Here is a 15,898-nt window from a genome sequence, read left to right on the forward strand (position 1 = left end):
GGGGGGTAGCCGGATCGGCTGGCGGCTGGGCGTTCGAATGCGGGTGTGCCGGGGCGGCCGACGTCGGCCGCGCGGAGACTGCGGGGGATAGCGATCCGGTGTGCTGCGGGGCGACCAGGCCGGACGACTCGCTCGTCATCGGGCGGGATTCGTGCCGGTCGGAGCGCATGCCGGAAGGTCGCCCGGCGCTCGGCGGGGCGGTATGGCGGAAGGGCACGAACACCATCGTGCCAGATCCGCCGACGGTGGCCCGACACGACGAGGCACGCCGGGACGGACCGGTGCGCGACGCCCAGTGGCTGGTCCTTTACACTCTCGGGGCGCGTTACGCTAGACCTTCGGCGTAGAAATTTCCGATCGCGTCACAACTGAACCAGGAGCCGCCCATATGCCGATGCCCACCGAGGAAAGGGTGAGCCAGCTCGTCGCTGAGCTCGTCGCACGCCGGGGATTCGACCTCGAGGGCGTTGCGATCGCGTCTGCGGGCAAAGACGAAGTGGCGCCGGTTCGGTTGAAGGTCACCGTCGACAGCGACGGCCCGGCCGATCTGGACGCCATCGCCGAGCTCAGCCGGGAGATGTCCGAGCTGCTCGACGAAGCGGGCGACTTCGGCGAATCCGCCTACCTGCTCGAAGTGACCACCCCCGGCGTGGACCGGCCGCTGACCGCCGAGCGGCACTGGCGACGCGCCCAGGGCCGCAAGGTGAAGCTCGCGCTGCGCGAGGGCGCCGAACCGGTCGAGGGCAAGGCCCGCTTCGACGCGCGGGTCGGCCTGCTCGCCGACGACGGCACCGTCGCGCTCGTCCTCGGCGGCAAGAACAAGCCGCACCGGGTGCACGTGCCGCTCGCCGACATCGCCTCCGCGGTGGTCCAGGTCGAGTTCAACGCGCCGGGCGCCGCCGAACTCGAACTGGCCGGCGGCATCGCCGCGGGCCGTCCGGTACCGGGCGAAGAGCCCGCCGACCTCGCCGCCGCAGGCCAACACAGTGACTCTCCCACCGAAGGGGTTGCAGAATGAACATCGAAATCGAAGCCTTGCGGGCGATCGTCGCCGACAAGGGCATCCCCATCGAGACCGTCATCTCGGCGATCGAGTCGGCGCTGCTGACCGCCTACCGCCACACCGAGGGCCACCAGCCCAGCGCCTACATCGACATCAACCAGAAGACCGGCGTGGTCCGGGTGATGGCGCGCGAGCTCGACGCCGACGGCAACCTCGTCTCCGAATGGGACGACACCCCCGAAGGCTTCGGCCGCATCGCGGCGACCACCGCCCGTCAGGTCGTGCTGCAGCGGCTGCGCGACGCCGAGAACGAGAAGTCCTTCGGCGAGTTCTCGACCCATGAGGGCGACATTGTCGGCGGCGTTGTCCAGCGCGACGCCAGGGCCAACGCCCGCGGCATCGTGGTCGTCCGCATCGGCAGCGAGGCCACCGGCGCCGAAGGCCTCATCCCGCCCGCCGAGCAGGTGCCGGGGGAGACCTACGAGCACGGCGACCGGATCAAGTGCTACGTCTACGGCGTCTCCCGTGGTCCGCGCGGCCCGCAGATCCAGCTTTCGCGCACGCACCCGAACCTGGTGCGCAGGCTGTTCTCGCTCGAGGTGCCCGAGATCGCCGACGGCTCGGTGGAGATCGTCGCGGTGGCGCGCGAGTCGGGTCATCGCTCCAAGATCGCCGTGCGGTCCACCGTGCCGGGCGTGAACGCCAAGGGCGCGTGCATCGGACCGATGGGCCAGCGCGTGCGCAACGTGATGAGCGAGCTGGCGGGTGAGAAGATCGATATCATCGATTACGCCGAGGACCCGGCGACCTTCGTCGGCAACGCGCTCTCGCCGTCGAAGGTGGTTTCGGTCACTGTCGTCGATCCCGACGCCAGGGCGGCGCGAGTGATCGTGCCGGACTTCCAGCTGTCGCTGGCGATCGGCAAGGAGGGCCAGAATGCCCGCCTGGCCGCCCGTCTGACCGGCTGGCGCATCGATATCCGCAGCGACGCGGCTCCGGAGCCGGGCGACTCGGTCCGGCCGGAGGCGCACCGTGGTTGACGAAAATGCGGGAATCCCGACCCCCGGATGACATGTTCGTAACTTCGGAAGGGGAGGGGTTCGTCGTTATGACCGGGTCACCGGTAGAGTGGGTAGAAGACCGGCCCGCGCAATCCGTTCGAACCTGTATCGGATGCCGTCAGCGTGAGCCGTCTGCCGAACTGTTGCGGATCGTGGTGCAGCATCGGGACACCGGTTCCGCCGGGGCCTCGGCTGTTGCGATCGTTCCCGATCCACGGCGCAGACTTCCCGGACGGGGTGCCTGGCTGCACCCCGTTTCAGCTTGTCTGCGTTCCGCAGAGCGGCGCCGAGCATTCGGCAGAGCCCTACGAGTGTCCGGAAATCTGGATATCTCAGCCCTGGAGCAGTACCTCGAGAACAGGCACGAGCACTCATGAGCACACCGTGAAGCACCAACGATGAACGTCCATCGGAGATAACCCGAGGTCGTGCGGGCCCGCCTTCCCTAGGCGGCGTCACTGCCCGACCTCTCAGTGAGGAGAGCAGTGGCAGGCAAGGCCCGCGTGCACGAGTTGGCCAAAGAACTCGGTGTCACAAGCAAGGAACTACTCGCGAAGCTCAAGGAGCAAGGCGAGTTCGTGAAGTCGGCGTCCTCGACGGTGGAAGCACCCGTCGCACGTCGTCTGCGCGAATCGCTCGCGTCGAAGTCCGCCCCGGCGGCCGATGCGAAGCCGGCGGCCCGTCCCGGTCCGTCCCAGGCAGCCCGTCCGGCTGCCAAGCCCACACCGGGCGGTCCGCGTCCCGGTCCGCGTCCGGCTCCGGCGGCTCCCGCCGCTGCCGCCCCCGCGGCTCCGGTCACCCCGGCGCCCGCCGAACCGGTCGCTCCGGCTGAGGTGAAGCCGGCTCCGGCCGCTCGCCCCACCCCCGCGGCCGCACAGTCCGCGCCTGTCGCCAAGCCAGCCGGTGCCCCCGCGCCCGGTCCGCGCCCGGCGCCCGGCGCCCCGCGTCCGGGTCAGCCCGCCGCAGGTCAGGCCCGTCCGGGCCAGCCCGCACCGGGTGCCCAGGCCCCGCGTCCGGCCGGTCCCGGCCCGAAGCCCGGCCCGAAGACCCCGCGCGTCGGCAACAACCCGTTCAGCTCCGCCCCGGATCGTGAGCGTCCGGCGCCGCGTCCCGCCCCGCAGGGTGGCCCGCGTCCGACTCCGGGTCAGGGCGGTCCCCGTCCGGCTCCCGGCCAGGGTGGTCCGCGTCCTGCTCCCGGTCAGGGCGGTCCCCGTCCCGGTCAGGGTCAGGGTGGCCAGCGTCCGGCCGCCGCGCAGGGCGGTGCCCCGCGTCCCGGTGGCCCGCGTCCCAGCCCGGGTTCGATGCCTCCGCGTCCGAACCCCGGTGCCATGCCCCAGCGCTCCGCGCGTCCGGGTCCGGCGGCCGGTGGTCGTCCGGGTCGTCCCGGTGGCGCTCCCGGTGGCGGCGCAGGTCGTCCCGGTGGCGGCGGTGGCGGCGGTTACCGTGGCGGCGGTGGCGGTGCCCCCGGTGCTCCCGGTGCCGGTGCTCCCGCGGCCGGTGGTTTCCGTGGTCGTCCCGGTGGCGGCGGTGGTCGTCCCGGTGGTCCCGGTGGCCGTGGTGGCGCAGCAGGTGCGTTTGGTCGTCCCGGCGGCGCTGTCCGTCGTGGCCGTAAGTCGAAGCGGGCGAAGCGCGCCGAATACGAGAACATGCAGGCGCCCGCCGTCGGTGGCGTGCGGCTGCCCCGCGGCAACGGCGAGATCATCCGTCTCGCCCGCGGCGCGTCGCTGTCGGACTTCGCCGAGAAGATCGACGCGAACCCGGCTGCCCTGGTGCAGGCGCTGTTCAACCTCGGCGAGATGGTCACCGCGACCCAGTCGGTGAACGACGAGACCCTCGAGCTGCTCGGCAGCGAGATGAACTACGTCGTCCACGTCGTCAGCCCCGAGGACGAAGACCGTGAGCTGCTGCAGTCGTTCGACCTCACCTACGGCGAGGACGCGGGCGGCGAGGAAGACCTCGAGCAGCGTCCGCCGGTCGTGACCGTCATGGGTCACGTCGACCACGGTAAGACCCGACTGCTGGACACGATCCGTAAGGCCAACGTCCGTGAGGGCGAGGCCGGTGGCATCACCCAGCACATCGGCGCCTACCAGGTGCTCACCGACCTGAACAACGAAGAGCGTCTGATCACCTTCATCGACACCCCGGGTCACGAGGCGTTCACCGCCATGCGTGCGCGTGGTGCGAAGGCCACCGACATCGCGATCCTCGTGGTCGCGGCCGACGACGGCGTCATGCCGCAGACGGTGGAAGCGATCAACCACGCGCAGGCCGCTGATGTGCCGATCGTGGTGGCGGTCAACAAGATCGACAAGGAAGGCGCGAACCCGGACAAGATCCGGCAGCAGCTGACCGAATACGGTCTGGTCACCGAGGAGTACGGCGGCGACACCATGTTCGTCGACATCTCGGCCAAGCAGGGCACCAACATCGACGCGCTGCTGGAAGCGGTCCTGCTGACCGCCGACGCCTCGCTCGACCTGCGGGCCAACCCGGACATGGACGCCCAGGGTGTCGCCATCGAGGCGCACCTCGACCGCGGCCGTGGCCCGGTGGCCACCGTGCTCATCCAGCGCGGCACGCTGCACGTCGGCGACTCGATCGTGGCGGGCGACGCCTACGGTCGTGTGCGCCGCATGGTCGACGAGCACGGCGAGGACGTCCACGCGGCGTCGCCGTCGCGCCCGGTGCAGGTCATCGGTTTCACCTCGGTGCCCGGCGCCGGTGACAACCTGATCGTGGTCGAGGAAGACCGGATCGCTCGCCAGATCGCCGACCGCCGCAATGCGCGCAAGCGCAACGCACTGGCCGCGCGCAGCCGCAAGCGGATCAGCCTGGAAGATCTGGATGCCGCCCTGAAGGAGACTTCGGAGCTCAACCTGATCCTCAAGGGCGACAACTCCGGTACCGTCGAGGCCCTCGAAGAGGCCCTGCTCGGCATCGAGATCGACGACGAGGTGCGCCTGCGCGTCATCGACCGCGGTGTCGGTGGCGTCACCGAGACCAACGTCAACCTGGCGTCGGCCTCGAACGCGATCATCATCGGCTTCAACGTCCGTGCGGAGGGCAAGGCCACCGAGCTGGCCAACCGCGAGGGCGTCGACATCCGGTACTACTCGGTGATCTACCAGGCCATCGACGAGATCGAGAAGGCCCTCAAGGGCATGCTCAAGCCGATCTACGAAGAGGTCGAGCTGGGCCGGGCGGAGATCCGCGCGATCTTCCGTTCGTCGAAGGTCGGCAACATCGCCGGCTGCATGGTCCTGTCGGGTTCGGTCAAGCGCAACGCCAAGGCGCGCCTGATCCGCGACGGCAGGGTGGTCGCGGAGACGATGACCATCTCCTCGCTCAAGCGGGAGAAGGACGACGCCACCGAGGTGCGCGAAGGTTACGAGTGCGGTATGACCGTGACCTACAACGACATCAAGGACGGCGACATCATCGAGGCGTACGAGCTGCGCGAGAAGCCGCGCGACTGATAACGCACACCGTTCCGCACGCCGCATCCGATGCTTCGGGTGCGGCGTGCGGTCATGCGGGCAATCCATCTATCAGGAGGTGAGCACCGCTGTATATCGGTGCGCTCGAATTCGATCTACTGCTCGGTGACGTGCATTCGCTCAAGGAGAAGCGGTCGGTGATCCGCCCGATTCTCGCCGAGCTGCAGAAGCGCTTCGCCGTGCACGCCGCCGAAGCGGGAGATCAGGACCTGCACCGCCGGGCATTGCTCGGGGTGGCCATGGTCAGTGCGGATATCGGGCACCTGAACGAGGTGCTCGACAAGTGTGAGCGGCACGTTGCCGCGCGTCCGGAGATAGAGTTGCTGGCAGTACGCCGCCGGATCTTCGGACCCGAGGACTGAAGTAGTAGAGGAGGACAGACCCATGGTGGATCAAGCCAGGGCACGCCGACTCGCCAAGCGGATTTCCGCGATCGTGGCTACCGCGATCGAGTACGAGATCAAGGATCCGCGGCTGCGGTTCGTCACGGTCACCGACGCCAAGGTGACCGGCGATCTGCGCGAGGCAACGGTGTTCTACACGGTGATGGGCGAGACGCTCGACACCGAACCCGACTACGCGGCCGCGGCCGCCGGTCTGGACGCGGCCAAGGGCGTGCTGCGGTCCAAGGTGGGTGCGGGCACCGGGGTGAAGTTCACCCCGATCCTGTCGTTCACGCTGGACAAGGTGCCCGACGCGGCCCGTGAGATGGAGGAGCTGCTCGCCCGGGCTCGCGCCATCGACGACGAGGTCGCCAAGGTCGCGGCCAACGCCACCCACGCCGGTGAGGCCGATCCGTACAAGGCCGATCGCGACGACGACGGCGACGAGTAACCCGGCATGAACGGTCAGCGCCCGGAGTCGGCAGCCTGCGTGAGCACGCGGGGCGCCCGGGCATGCCGATCGGACGCGGCATGACGGGCGCCCGTGACGCGTTGGTACTGGACGCCGCCGTCGCCGCAGTGGCGGCGGCGCGTTCGGTGACCGTGTTGTGTCACGTGCAGCCCGACGCCGACACCATCGGCAGCGGGCTCGCGCTGGCGCTGGCGCTGGAGCGCAAGGGCGTGCCGGTGGCGGTGTCGTTCGCCGAGCCCGCCGAACTGCCCGCCTCGCTGCGGACGCTGCCCGGCGGGCATCTGCTGGTGGCGCCCGCCGACGTGCCGCTCGAGGTCGACCTGCTCGTCGTCGTCGACTGTGGCGCGCGCAGCAGGCTCGGCGCGCTCGCCGACCGGTTGCCCGGTGCGGCGACGACGCTGGTCATCGATCACCACCGCGCCAACGACGGGTTCGGCACCGTCGACCTGATCGACGAGTCGGCGGCGTCGACCACCGAATTGGTGACCCGCCTGCTCGACGCGTGGGGCATCCCGATCGATGCCGACATCGCACACTGCCTGTTCGCGGGCTTGGTGACCGACACCGGGTCGTTCCGCTGGGCGCGCACCGGCAGTCACGCCATGGCCGAGCGGCTGCTCGCCACCGGGATCGACGGCGCCGAGATCACCCGCGTGCTGCTCGATACCCACCCCTTCTCGTGGCTGCCGATGCTGTCGAAGGTGCTGTCGACGGCCGTTGTCGTCCCGTCCGCCGCCGGCGTCGGGCTGGTCTACGCGCTGGTGCGCGCCGCCGACACCCATGATGTCGGGCCCGAAGAGGTGGAGAGCGTGATCGACGTCGTCCGCACCACCGCCGAAGCGGGGATCGCGGCCGTCTTCAAGGAAGCCCGCGGCCAGAACGACCGGTGGACGGTCTCGCTGCGCTCCCGTGATTCCGCGCCCGGTGCGGCCGATGGTGTCGATGTCGCCGCGATCGCCGGCGTGTTCGGCGGGGGTGGGCACCGCTTCGCGGCGGGCTACACGACCTACGGCAATGCCAATGATGTGGTGCAGGCACTGGTCACCGCGCTCGGTTGATCGCTGAGTCGGCGAGCGGACGTCCAGTCCAGCAGGATGGTGCTGTCCGACGCGCATCGGTTTCCACCCGCGCGATTGCGTCCGATGGTGCGCCTCGATGGCCCAGTGCCATGGCGGGACGGCCCAGCTGACGGGTCTGGCGCAGGCTGGCGACGGCACAGCCGATCGATGATCCAGGCGAGCGATCGCTCGAGCTGGTGACGGCACACCTGATCGTCTGGCTCAGACGACAGTCCGGCCGAGTCCGGAAGACGATCAGCCGACCTGGACTGGCGTGCGGCGCAGGCGCATGGCCAGCGGGACGCCCAGAATTGTTGTGGCAGCGGATAATCCGAAAGCGAGTGCCGGTCGGTCGACGAGCAGTCCGGTGGCACCGGCCACGACCAGGCCGCCGAGATTGCCGGTCATCCAGATCAGCCCCGCCGCCGTGCCTTCGGCCGCTCCGGTGTGGCGTTCGGCCATCGTGAGGACGATCGGCAGCGCGGGCAACAGCGTCAGCCCGATCAGGACGAAGGCCAGGAATCCGGTGGCCGGCCCCGGCGCCACGGCGACGAGCAGACAGGCGAGCGCACTGGCCGTGAGGCCGACCATGACCGCGGGCAGTTCGACGCCGCGACGCAGCACCGCCACCGGCACCACCGCGCATCCGACGACGCCCGCGAGGACGTTGATCAGCAGCACGACACTGGCGGCATCGGCGCTGACGCCAGCGGGTTCCAAGAGCGCCTGACCGTAGGTGGCCAACGCGACGAACGTCCCGAATGGGAAGAACACCGCGATGCACAGCCTGCGCACATAGCTGTCGCCGAGCGTGGCGCGCAGGGCGGACAGCGAGGTCGACGTGCTCGCCGCGGGCCCGCGACCGGCACGGGCCAGTTCGACGGTCAGCAGGACGGCCGCCACACTGGCGAAGACCGCGCCGACAGCGGTGAGGGTTCCGAGCTGATCCGTACCGGGCAGGATCGCGCCGAGGACGAAGGCGGCGGCCATGCCCGCGAACGTGCTCGCTGTGCCGACGGCGATACCGGTCGGCCGGTCCTTCTTGTCGAGGTAGTGCCCGGCGATGCCGGTGATCGCGTTGAGCACCAGCGGTTGCGCCACGGCGACGACCGTCTGCCCGAGCAGCGCCACGGCGAACCCGTCGTGGAGCAGGCGCAGGTCCGCGCCGAGCGCGGTCAGCACCGCGCCGGCGATCAGGGCGGGCCGGAACCAGCGGTCGAGCAGGATGCCCGCCGGCACGGCGAGGACGACGTAGAGCAGCGGGAACATATTCGCCAGCCAGCCGACGGCGGATTCGGACACATCGAAGTGCTCGGCGGCGACGGTCGTCACCGGCGCGTAGGTCAGCCAAACCAGCTGGGTGGCGGCGCCGACCAGGGAAAAGGCGGTGATCAGCCGCCATCGGTTCGCTGTCGCCATGGTCGTTCGTTGTCCTCGGTGGGTCGGGCGAACCGGGGTGTTCGCGGTGCTCGTCCGCCCGAGCGTGTGGTGTGCGGTCGCCGACGATAACTGGGCGGGTGACCAATACTGCCGTGCCGGACGCTCGTCACGCGTCGATTCGCTGGAATCATCCCGCGAAATCGATGGGCTTTCCTCAGGCTTGGGCGATCATGCTTGATCGCATGAGCTGGGACGAGGCATTCGCGGATCACTATGCGGAGTGGTCGGCGGATATGACGGCGGATGTCGCGTTCTACGTCGAACTTGCCAGTCGGGCCGACGGGCCGATAGTCGAACTCGCTATAGGCAACGGCCGTGTGGCGATACCGGTCGCCCAGGCCACCAGGCAACCTGTGATCGGCATCGACACCTCTGCCCGCATGCTCGAGCAGGCCATGAGCCGGGCCGCTGCTGCTGGAGTGCTGTTGGACCTGAGAGTGGGAGACATGCGTGATCTGCGCCTCGATCAGCCTGCTGCACTGATCTACTGCCCGTTCAGAGCGCTACTGCACCTACGCACTTGGGCCGACCGCCGCCGCGTCTTCGAGCGGGTGGCAGCCTCGCTGCGGCCGGGCGGCCGGTTCGCGTGGAACGCGTTCGCATTCGATCACCACAGCGCTGCACGTTTGGATGGAACACGCCAGTTCAGACCGGTGGCGCACACCAACCGATACGCCGTGGGCGACAACCGCATCGACCTGGTCCTCGACAGTGGGGCGGTCAGCTCACTGTGGTGGGCGACGAAGAACGAGTGGCTCGGACTTCTCGATGTGGCCGGCCTCGAACTGGAGGCACTCCACGGCGGGTTCGCCGGTGAACCGTTCACCGAGGACAGCAGAGAATACGTTTTCGTAGCCCGCCGCGCGCAGACAGGTTGACCAACCTGCGTAACCGCTCACCGGATCCGTGTCGGTGCGGTGTGCGACCATCGGCCGTGATCAGCACTGGCGTGCGCCGGAACGCGGCGCCCCTCGACGGGGGAGGTCGGGCGTGAGTTCCATCGATGATGATCCGGAGTATCAGGCCGGTCCGCGGCGGATTCTCGGGATCGCGCTGCCTACCCTCGGTGTGCTGGTGGCCGAGCCGCTGTATCTGCTGTTCGACATGGCGGTCGTCGGCAGGCTCGGGGCGCTGGCACTGGCTGGGCTGGCCGTCGGCGGTGTCATCGTGGGCACGGTCAGTACCCAGCTGACGTTCCTGTCGTACGGCACGACGGCGCGGGCGGCGCGACGGCACGGCGCGGGGGATCGGGCCGGTGCGGTGGCGGAGGGTATCCAGGCGACCTGGGTCGGCGCGGGGATCGGTGTGCTCATCGTGCTGGTGGTGCAGCTGTTCGCGGGCCCGCTGTGCGCGGCGATCGCGGGCGGTGGCGAGATCGCCGACGAGGCGCTGATCTGGGTGCGTATCGCGCTGTGTGGGGTGCCGTTGATCCTGCTGTCGATGGCGGGTAACGGCTGGATGCGCGGCGTGCAGGACGTGCGGCGCCCGCTGATGTATGTCGTTGCGGGACTGGCTCTGTCGGCCGTGCTGTGCCCGGTGCTGGTGTACGGGCTGTTAGGCGCGCCGCGGATGGAGCTGGCTGGTTCGGCGGTGGCGAATCTCGCCGGGCAGCTCGTGTCCGGCGCACTGTTCGTCTACGCGCTGCTGCGGGAACGGGTTTCGCTGCGTCCGCATCCTGCCGTGATGCGCGCGCAGCTGGTGCTCGGCCGCGATCTCATCGTGCGCAGCCTGTCGTTCCAGGTGTGCTTCGTCTCCGCCGCCGCGGTCGCGGCGCGCTTCGGCGCCGCGTCCGTCGCCGCCCACCAGCTGGTCCTGCAACTCTGGAATTTCCTCGCGCTGACCCTGGATTCGCTCGCCATTGCCGCCCAGACCCTGGTCGGCGCCGCGCTGGGTGCGGGCAATGCGCGGGGCGCGAAGGGGATCGCCCGCCGCGTCACCGGCTGGTCGGAGATCTTCGCGCTGGTCTTGGCCGCGGTCTTCGCCGCCGGTGCGGGCGTGATCCCACTGCTGTTCACCGGCGACGCGCAGGTCCTCGATCGCACCGACGTCATCTGGTGGTTCTTCGTCGCTATGATCCCCGTCGCGGGCGCGGTCTTCGCGCTCGACGGCGTGCTGCTCGGCGCGGGCGACGCCGCGTTCCTGCGCACCGCCACCCTCGCCGCGGCTCTCGTCGGCTTCCTTCCGCTGATCTGGCTGTCGCTCGTCTTCGACTGGGGCGTGGCGGGGATCTGGTCCGGCCTGGTCGCCTTCATGCTGCTGCGCCTGATCGCCGTCGTCGCCCGGGCCCGCTCCGGCCGCTGGGCCCGTGTCGGCGCCGACGTGCCGAGCGGCGCCGCCTGACGGAAGTGGCGCTCGTCACACCGATCCCCCCGATGGCGCTGTCGCACTACCGTCGGAACGGACGACTTCGAGCCGATGATGGAGGCGAAGTAGCGGTGCTGGACGTGTTTTCGAGGAGTGTCGGCCTGCGATTGGCGGCCGGTGCGGCAGCGCTGCTGGCTGGCGCCGGGGTGGGGATACCCACGGCGCAAGCGGCTCCGGAGGGCACCGGTGCGCTCCTCGCGCATGTCGACCAGCCCGCGGGCTGGGGCGACTGGTCGCGCGCGGCGATCGTGGACTACCGCACCGAAGGACCGACCGGTGGACTGGTCGACAGCGCCGGACTGGTGCTGCTCCCCGATTCACCCGCACCCGCGGGCGGCTACCCGATCGTGGCGTGGGACCACGGCACCAGTGGCCTGGGTCCGCAGTGCGGCATCACCACGACGAAGGCGGCCCACGATCGGCCGCTGCTGCAAGCATTCCTGGATCGCGGTTGGGCCGTGGTGGCTCCGGACTATGTCGGGTTGTCGCCGAACTCACGAACCGTCCACCCGTACCTGCACACGCGCACCGAGGCGACGGCAACTGTCGACCTGGTCAAGGCGGCACGGTCCGCTGTCCCGGCACTGTCGAACACGTGGGCCGTCGCCGGCTCGTCGCAGGGCGGGCACGCCGCGCTGGCCACCGGAAACCTCGCCACCGGCTACGCGCCGGACCTCGACTTCCGCGGCACCGTGGCGATGGCGCCGGAGTCCAACTACGAGAACATCCTCGCCCAGGTGGGTCCGCAGGTGCCCAACCTGCCGATGGTCGACCGGCTCGCCGGCCCCTTCGCCGGCATGCTCGCCGGGCTGCGCGCCACCCGCCCCGACCTCGACGTCAACGGTCATCTCAGCGAATCGGGCCGGACTCTCGTCGACGCCATCTCCACCGCTTGCGTGCAGGACTTCGACAAGCTCTCGGCGGGCATGTCACTCGGGTCGATTCTCGCGAAACCGATGGCGGACAACGGCATCGGGACCGGCCTGCGCGACTACATGGTCGCCCCGACCGCCGGCTACCAGGAGCCCGTGCTGATCACCCACGGCGCCACCGACACCGTCGTCCCGCTCCCGATGACCCTCACCCTGCTCTCCCAACTGCGCGCCTCGGGGACCCAGATCGAGTTCGAGCAGTACTCGGTCTCGCATGAGGAGATCGAGGAAGCCTCGCGCGATCGCGTGCTGTCCTTCGTCGACGGACTGTTTCGCGCCTGATCCGTTGCAGCGCGGATAGCGGCTGCGCCGAGCCGACCTCGACGCGTGCTTTCCCGGGCTGCTGGATCTGCCGGCGGCCGAGACGCTGCCCGATCGGTGAACCCACGGACGCGCCGCCGCGTGCGTGTGCCACTGTGGACAGGTGATTCCCAAGTTGATGGCGGTCAGTGATGTGCACGTGGGGCATCAGGGCAACAAGCCGGTGGTGGAACAGATCCAGCCGGATTCGCCGGAGGACTGGCTGATCGTCGCGGGTGACGTGGGCGAGAAGGCCGAAGAGGTCCGGTGGGCGCTCGAGCTGCTGCGTGGCCGGTTCGCGAAGGTCATCTGGGTGCCGGGCAACCACGAGCTGTGGACCACACCCAAGGATCCGGTGCAGATGCACGGCGCCGCCCGCTACGACTACCTCGTCGCGATGTGCCGTGACCTCGACGTCGTGACACCGGAGGACCCGTTCCCGGTGTGGACCGGATCCGGCGCCGAACAGTACGGCGGCCGCGTCACCATCGCACCGATGTTCCTGCTCTACGACTACTCGTGGCTTCCCGCCGGGACCACCACCAAGACCCAGGGCCTGGCCGTCGCCCGCGAGCGCAATGTCGTCGCCACCGACGAATTCCTGCTGACCCCCGACCCGTACCTCACCCGCGACGCCTGGTGCCACGCCCGCGTGCAGTACACCCAGCGCCGCCTCGACGCCCTGGGCGCCGACACCCCCGTGGTCCTGGTCAACCACTTCCCGCTGGTCCGCCAGCCCACCGAGATCCTCTTCTACCCCGAGTTCTCCATGTGGTGCGGCACCGACCTCACCGCCGACTGGCACACCAGCTACAACGTGGTCTGCTCGGTCTACGGCCACCTGCACATCCCGCGCACCACCTACTACGACGGCGTCCGCTTCGAAGAGGTCTCCCTCGGCTACCCCCGCGAATGGAAACGCCGCGGCATGCCCGAGCCCCTCCTCCGCCAGATCCTGCCCGAACCGGTCTACGCCGAGGGCGACCTCAACGCCTGGGGCGGCCACTTCACGGTCACCCCGGAAATGGAAGCCGCGGCAGCCGAGATGCGCGCCAAAGCCGATCGCCGCCGGGGCATCTGACCGCTGCTGACTGGCCGCACCGCGCCCCGGCACCGGTGGCGGGCCGACGCCGCCGGGCAGTGACGGCCACCGGGCCTGCCTTTCGCGGGGTGTGCGACTGTGGCCTCGGCCGACACCGCAGCGCTGAGCACAACAGGCAACAGCGGCTGCGGTCGGACGGCGAGCTACGGCACCGATTACGCTGGTTCCCGATGATTCAGAACATTCTGCCGTCCGGCGTGGCCGCCGCGGAGCTGCTGGCGTATCCGGAGGACTTGAAGGCGCACCCGGCTGAGGAGCATCTCATCGCCAAGTCGGTCGAGAAGCGGCGCCGCGACTTCATCGGTGCCCGGCACTGCGCACGGCTGGCGCTCGAGCAGCTCGGCGAGCCGCCGGTGGCGATCGGTAAAGGCGAGCGCGGGATGCCGCTGTTCCCGCGCGGTGTGGTCGGCAGCCTGACCCACTGCGACGGCTATCGCGCCGCGGCAATGGCGCATGCGCTGCGGTTCCGCTCGGTCGGCAACGATGCCGAACCGCACGGTGCCCTGCCCGACGGTGTACTCGAATCGGTGAGCTTGCCCGTCGAACGAGAGTGGCTGGCGAGTGCGCCGAGTGCGGGCCTGCACCTGGATCGCCTGCTGTTCTGCGCGAAGGAAGCCACCTACAAGGCCTGGTTCCCGCTGACCCTGCGCTGGCTCGGCTTCGAGGACGCGCACATCACCTTCGAGATCGATTCCCGCACCGCCGATTCCGGCTCGGGAACGTTCCACACGAAGCTGCTCGTCCCCGGTATGACGAACGACGGTGGCGCCCCGCTGACCTCGTTCGACGGACGCTGGCTGATCGCCGACGGGCTGATCCTGACCGCGATCGCGCACGGCTGATGGCCGCGCGCACGCCCGCGGTCGACCAGCTCGGTGGGCTGGTGATCGTCGACAAGGACGGCGGCTGGACCAGCCACGACGTGGTGGCCCGCAGCCGGAAACTGCTGCGCACCAAGAAGGTCGGCCACGCGGGCACCCTCGACCCGATGGCGACCGGTGTCCTCGTGCTCGGCGTGGAGCGGGCGACGAAGCTGCTCGGGCAGCTGATCCTCACCACCAAGGCGTACACGGCGACCATCCGGCTCGGCCAGGCCACCATCACCGACGACGCCGAGGGCGAGGTCACCGCGACCACGCCCGCGCTGCACGTCACCGACGAGCAGATCGCGGCCGGTGTGGCCGCGCTGACCGGTGCCATCGAGCAGGTGCCCGCCACGGTCAGCGCCATCAAGGTCGACGGTGAGCGCGCCTACGCCCGTGCCCGCGCCGGCGAAGACGTGCAGCTGGCCGCGCGTCCGGTCACCGTGTCGCGCTTCGACATCCTGGCCCGCCGCGATCTCGCCGACGGCGAATTCGTCGACCTGGACGTGGAAGTCGAATGCTCCTCGGGCACCTACATCCGCGCCCTCGCCCGTGACCTCGGCGCCGCCCTCGGCGTCGGCGGCCACCTGACCGCGTTGCGCCGCACCAGGGTCGGCCCGTTCACCCTCGAACACGCCCGCACCCTCGACGAACTCGCGACCGCCGCGGAGGCCGAACAGCCACTGCTCAGCCTCGATATCGACACCGCGGTGCGTACGGCCTTCCCGCACCGCGACATCGACGAATCCCAGGCGAACGACCTGCGCAACGGCCGCTGGCTCGAACCGATCGGCCTCAAAGGCGTGTACGCAGCGATTGATCCGTCGGGCAGGGCCATCGCGCTTCTCGAAGAGAGCGGTAAGCGCGCGGCGTCGGTGATGGTGGTCCGCCCACAGGGAATCGGCGACTGACCTTCGCGGAAGGTCCTGCTCCGCGCCGAGGGGACTCGCACAGCATGGTGCCTCGCTCTCAGGAATGGGCCGACGTGGACGCGGCCCTCGAATACGTAGAGTGGCAGTGACGATCGGCGCCATGGTTATCGCCGGTCGCGGGGAAGGGTAGCGAGATGAGTTCAGAACAGGTCGACACATTCGCACTGTGGGACCGTGACGGTGACGGCCTGGTGTCGGTCGATGACATCGCCGCCGGAATCCGTTCCGCCGGTGTCGATGTCGACCACGCGGCGATTGAACGGCTGGTCGCGGCCGCCGACACCAACGGTGACTTCCTGGTCTCGCGTGCCGAATTCGATGCCGCTGTTGTCGAGGGGCGCATCGAGGTGACCGATGCCGACGCGGCGTTCCGGGTGTTCGATGTCAACGGCGACGGGCGAAACTCAGTCACCGAACAGGATTAGCGGTTACCCCCCCGCGCCCCCGGGGGGGGGGGCGGGGGGCGCCCGGCGCCCGAGTGCCTGTAC

Annotated in this window: 16 protein-coding genes; 14 read left to right on the plus strand and 2 right to left on the minus strand. The window is 69.7% G+C overall.

Features of this window, described 5'->3' with window-relative positions:
- A partial coding sequence (locus tag ACFWPJ_RS08285) for a hypothetical protein (protein WP_378848773.1) occupies nucleotides 1–217 on the minus strand: 217 nt, incomplete at its 3' end.
- 171 nt (nucleotides 218–388) lie between these two features.
- Between ACFWPJ_RS08285 and rimP the strand changes: the two genes are divergently transcribed.
- The 7 genes from rimP to ACFWPJ_RS08320 all read left to right on the plus strand — a co-directional run bounded on the left by rimP (nucleotide 389) and on the right by ACFWPJ_RS08320 (nucleotide 7,477).
- Nucleotides 389–1,018: a ribosome maturation factor RimP gene (gene rimP, locus ACFWPJ_RS08290; protein ID WP_378848776.1), complete on the plus strand. Its 630-nt coding sequence runs from the start codon at nucleotides 389–391 to the stop codon at nucleotides 1,016–1,018.
- Nucleotides 1,015–2,043: a transcription termination factor NusA gene (nusA, locus tag ACFWPJ_RS08295; RefSeq protein WP_378848778.1), complete on the plus strand. Its 1,029-nt coding sequence runs from the start codon at nucleotides 1,015–1,017 to the stop codon at nucleotides 2,041–2,043. The genes rimP and nusA overlap by 4 nt, the downstream gene beginning before the upstream one ends.
- Before the next feature lie 68 nt (nucleotides 2,044–2,111).
- Nucleotides 2,112–2,441, plus strand: coding sequence for a YlxR family protein (locus ACFWPJ_RS08300; protein WP_378848781.1), 330 nt, complete (start codon nucleotides 2,112–2,114; stop codon nucleotides 2,439–2,441).
- Between the two features lie 108 nt (nucleotides 2,442–2,549).
- A complete protein-coding gene (gene infB, locus ACFWPJ_RS08305) occupies nucleotides 2,550–5,543 on the plus strand; it encodes a translation initiation factor IF-2 (protein ID WP_378848783.1) in 2,994 nt (997 codons plus the stop codon).
- Nucleotides 5,544–5,632: 89 nt separating this feature from the next.
- Nucleotides 5,633–5,926 carry a DUF503 domain-containing protein gene (locus ACFWPJ_RS08310; RefSeq protein WP_378848804.1) on the plus strand — a complete coding sequence of 98 codons (294 nt, stop codon included), beginning with the start codon at nucleotides 5,633–5,635 and terminating at the stop codon, nucleotides 5,924–5,926.
- Nucleotides 5,927–5,948: 22 nt separating this feature from the next.
- On the plus strand, nucleotides 5,949–6,398 hold the full coding sequence (gene rbfA / locus ACFWPJ_RS08315) for a 30S ribosome-binding factor RbfA (protein WP_189024213.1): 450 nt from the start codon (nucleotides 5,949–5,951) through the stop codon (nucleotides 6,396–6,398).
- Between the two features lie 62 nt (nucleotides 6,399–6,460).
- Nucleotides 6,461–7,477: a bifunctional oligoribonuclease/PAP phosphatase NrnA gene (locus ACFWPJ_RS08320; protein WP_378848786.1), complete on the plus strand. Its 1,017-nt coding sequence runs from the start codon at nucleotides 6,461–6,463 to the stop codon at nucleotides 7,475–7,477.
- Between the two features lie 255 nt (nucleotides 7,478–7,732).
- On the opposite strand, the gene ACFWPJ_RS08325 is transcribed toward ACFWPJ_RS08320, so the two are convergent.
- Nucleotides 7,733–8,896, minus strand: coding sequence for an MFS transporter (locus ACFWPJ_RS08325; RefSeq protein ID WP_378848789.1), 1,164 nt, complete (start codon nucleotides 8,894–8,896; stop codon nucleotides 7,733–7,735).
- Between the two features lie 98 nt (nucleotides 8,897–8,994).
- On the opposite strand from ACFWPJ_RS08325, the gene ACFWPJ_RS08330 reads away from it, so the two are divergent.
- From ACFWPJ_RS08330 to ACFWPJ_RS08360, 7 genes are all read left to right on the plus strand, one after another.
- Nucleotides 8,995–9,795, plus strand: coding sequence for a class I SAM-dependent methyltransferase (locus ACFWPJ_RS08330; protein ID WP_378848791.1), 801 nt, complete (start codon nucleotides 8,995–8,997; stop codon nucleotides 9,793–9,795).
- A gap of 121 nt (nucleotides 9,796–9,916) precedes the next feature.
- Nucleotides 9,917–11,257: an MATE family efflux transporter gene (locus tag ACFWPJ_RS08335; protein ID WP_378848807.1), complete on the plus strand. Its 1,341-nt coding sequence runs from the start codon at nucleotides 9,917–9,919 to the stop codon at nucleotides 11,255–11,257.
- A gap of 95 nt (nucleotides 11,258–11,352) precedes the next feature.
- Nucleotides 11,353–12,495 (plus strand): lipase family protein, encoded by a 1,143-nt coding sequence (locus ACFWPJ_RS08340; protein WP_378848793.1) that lies wholly within the window; start codon nucleotides 11,353–11,355, stop codon nucleotides 12,493–12,495.
- A 157-nt stretch (nucleotides 12,496–12,652) separates the two neighbouring features.
- A complete protein-coding gene (locus ACFWPJ_RS08345) occupies nucleotides 12,653–13,594 on the plus strand; it encodes a metallophosphoesterase family protein (RefSeq protein ID WP_378848809.1) in 942 nt (313 codons plus the stop codon).
- Nucleotides 13,595–13,785: 191 nt separating this feature from the next.
- Entirely contained in the window at nucleotides 13,786–14,457 is a 672-nt protein-coding gene (npt, locus tag ACFWPJ_RS08350; RefSeq protein WP_378848796.1) for a 4'-phosphopantetheinyl transferase Npt, read from the plus strand.
- Nucleotides 14,457–15,389 carry a tRNA pseudouridine(55) synthase TruB gene (gene truB / locus ACFWPJ_RS08355; RefSeq protein ID WP_378848799.1) on the plus strand — a complete coding sequence of 311 codons (933 nt, stop codon included), beginning with the start codon at nucleotides 14,457–14,459 and terminating at the stop codon, nucleotides 15,387–15,389. Before npt ends, truB begins: the two co-directional genes overlap by 1 nt.
- Nucleotides 15,390–15,544: 155 nt before the next feature.
- Nucleotides 15,545–15,835, plus strand: a complete 291-nt coding sequence (locus ACFWPJ_RS08360) for an EF-hand domain-containing protein (protein WP_378848801.1) — start codon at nucleotides 15,545–15,547, stop codon at nucleotides 15,833–15,835.
- Nucleotides 15,836–15,898 lie beyond the last annotated feature (63 nt).

It is taken from the genome of Nocardia sp. NPDC058497, assembly GCF_042720195.1.
Lineage (GTDB): Bacteria > Actinomycetota > Actinomycetes > Mycobacteriales > Mycobacteriaceae > Nocardia.